Origin of the sequence: Micromonospora sp. KC207, from assembly GCF_004348615.1 — a bacterium.
In the GTDB taxonomy this organism is placed as follows: Bacteria; Actinomycetota; Actinomycetes; order Mycobacteriales; family Micromonosporaceae; genus Micromonospora.
The window spans coordinates 2,501-5,415 of the sequence record NZ_SMKJ01000370.1 but is presented as its reverse complement, the minus strand read 5'-3'; the positions used below and the strand labels follow the sequence as shown (position 1 = coordinate 5,415).

The window sequence follows — 2,915 nt, the reverse complement described above, 5'->3', positions numbered from 1 at the left end:
ACGCAGTCGAGGGCCACCCCCATTGGGGCAGCCCTCGACCGGAAAGAATGTCCGGCGGTGTCCTACTCTCCCACACCCTCCCGAGTGCAGTACCATCGGCGCTGGAGGGCTTAGCTTCCGGGTTCGGAATGTAACCGGGCGTTTCCCCTCCGCCATGACCGCCGTAACTCTATGAACATATCAAACAACCCCACCAACACAGGCGAGCCGCTTGCCCGTTCAGAGTTGCACAGTGGACGCGTAGCAGCTTCGTAATCAAGTCCTCGGCCTATTAGTACCGGTCAACTCAACCCGTTACCGAGCTTACATCTCCGGCCTATCAACCCAGTCGTCTAGCTGGGGGCCTTACCCCTACAAAGTAGAGTGGGATACCTCATCTTGAAGCAGGCTTCCCGCTTAGATGCTTTCAGCGGTTATCCCTCCCGAACGTAGCCAACCAGCCGTGCCCCTGGCGGGACAACTGGCACACCAGAGGTTCGTCCGTCCCGGTCCTCTCGTACTAGGGACAGCCCTTCTCAAGTATCCTACGCGCACGGCGGATAGGGACCGAACTGTCTCACGACGTTCTAAACCCAGCTCGCGTACCGCTTTAATGGGCGAACAGCCCAACCCTTGGGACCTGCTACAGCCCCAGGATGCGACGAGCCGACATCGAGGTGCCAAACCATCCCGTCGATATGGACTCTTGGGGAAGATCAGCCTGTTATCCCCGGGGTACCTTTTATCCGTTGAGCGACACCGCTTCCACACGCAAGTGCCGGATCACTAGTCCCGACTTTCGTCCCTGCTCGACCTGTCAGTCTCACAGTCAAGCCCCCTTGTGCACTTGCACTCAACACCTGATTACCAACCAGGCTGAGGGAACCTTTGGGCGCCTCCGTTACCCTTTAGGAGGCAACCGCCCCAGTTAAACTACCCACCAGACACTGTCCCTGAACCGGATAACGGCCCGAAGTTAGATACCCGAATCAACCAGAGTGGTATTTCAAGATTGCCTCCACCCATACTGGCGTATGAACTTCACCGGCTCCCACCTATCCTACACAAGCTAACTCAAGCACCAATGTCAAGCTATAGTAAAGGTCCCGGGGTCTTTCCGTCCTGCCGCGCGTAACGAGCATCTTTACTCGTAATGCAATTTCGCCGGGCCTGTGGTTGAGACAGTGGGGAAGTCGTTACGCCATTCGTGCAGGTCGGAACTTACCCGACAAGGAATTTCGCTACCTTAGGATGGTTATAGTTACCACCGCCGTTTACTGGCGCTTAAGTTCTCCGCTTCGCCCCCAAAAGAGCTAACAGGTCCCCTTAACGTTCCAGCACCGGGCAGGCGTCAGTCCATATACATCGAATTACTTCTTCGCATGGACCTGTGTTTTTAGTAAACAGTCGCTTCCCCCTGCTCTCTGCGGCCATACAACGCTCCACCCGCAAGGGGCTTCACGTCTCCGGCCCCCCTTCTCCCTAAGTTACGGGGGCAATTTGCCGAGTTCCTTAACCACAGTTCGCCCGATCGCCTCGGTATTCTCTACCTGACCACCTGTGTCGGTTTGGGGTACGGGCCGCTAAGAACTCGCTAGAGGCTTTTCTCGGCAGCATAGGATCACTGACTTCACCTGAATCGGCTCGGCATCACGTCTCAGCCTCAATGCGGCGCGGATTTACCTACACCACGGCCTACACGCTTACCCCGGCACAACCACCGGCCGGGCTCAGCTACCTTCCTGCGTCACCCCATCGCTTGACTACTACCCGCCAGGTTCCCACGCTCCCCACCCTCAACCCGAAGGTCTCAGATGGCTCGGGCGGTTAGCACAACGAGGTTCACCACGGACGCTCCTTCGCGGGTACGGGAATATCAACCCGTTGTCCATCGACTACGCCTCTCGGCCTCGCCTTAGGTCCCGACTCACCCAGGGCGGATTAGCCTGGCCCTGGAACCCTTGGTCATCCGGCGGAAGGGTTTCTCACCCTTCTTTCGCTACTCATGCCTGCATTCTCACTCGTGCCGCGTCCACACCTCGATCACTCGGATGCTTCACCCCCGGCACGACGCTCCCCTACCCATCCACACACCTGCACGCACCATCAAGGACACGCGAAGTAAAAATGTGAATGCCACAGCTTCGGCGGTGTGCTTGAGCCCCGCTACATTGTCGGCGCGGAACCACTTGACCAGTGAGCTATTACGCACTCTTTAAAGGGTGGCTGCTTCTAAGCCAACCTCCTGGTTGTCTATGCGACCCCACATCCTTTTCCACTTAGCACACGCTTAGGGGCCTTAGCTGGTGATCTGGGCTGTTTCCCTCTCGACTACGAAGCTTATCCCCCGCAGTCTCACTGCCGCGCTCTCACTTACCGGCATTCGGAGTTTGGCTGATTTCGGTAAGCTTGTAGGCCCCCTAGACCATCCAGTGCTCTACCTCCGGCAAGAAACACACGACGCTGCACCTAAATGCATTTCGGGGAGAACCAGCTATCACGGAGTTTGATTGGCCTTTCACCCCTAACCACAGGTCATCCCCCAACTTTTCAACGTTGGTGGGTTCGGCCCTCCACGCGGTCTTACCCACGCTTCAGCCTGCCCATGGCTAGATCACTCCGCTTCGGGTCTAGAGCACGCGACTCAAACGCCCTATTCAGACTCGCTTTCGCTACGGCTTCCCCACACGGGTTAACCTCGCCACATGCCACTAACTCGCAGGCTCATTCTTCAAAAGGCACGCCGTCACCCCGCAAGGCTCCGACGGATTGTAGGCGAACGGTTTCAGGTACTATTTCACTCCCCTCCCGGGGTACTTTTCACCATTCCCTCACGGTACTAGTCCGCTATCGGTCACCAGGAAGTATTTAGGCTTACCAGGTGGTCCTGGCAGATTCACGGCAGATTACAGGAGTCCGCCGCTACTCGGGAACAC

Annotated in this window: 2 rRNA genes (1 of these 2 cut by a window edge); both read right to left on the bottom strand. The window is 57.2% G+C overall.

Annotated features, from left to right (window positions below):
• Positions 1-49 precede the first annotated feature (49 nt).
• A 5S ribosomal RNA gene (gene rrf, locus E1258_RS29325) occupies positions 50-166 on the bottom strand.
• Between the two features lie 85 nt (positions 167-251).
• Positions 252-2,915, bottom strand: a 23S ribosomal RNA gene (locus tag E1258_RS29320) (it continues 447 nt past the right edge of the window).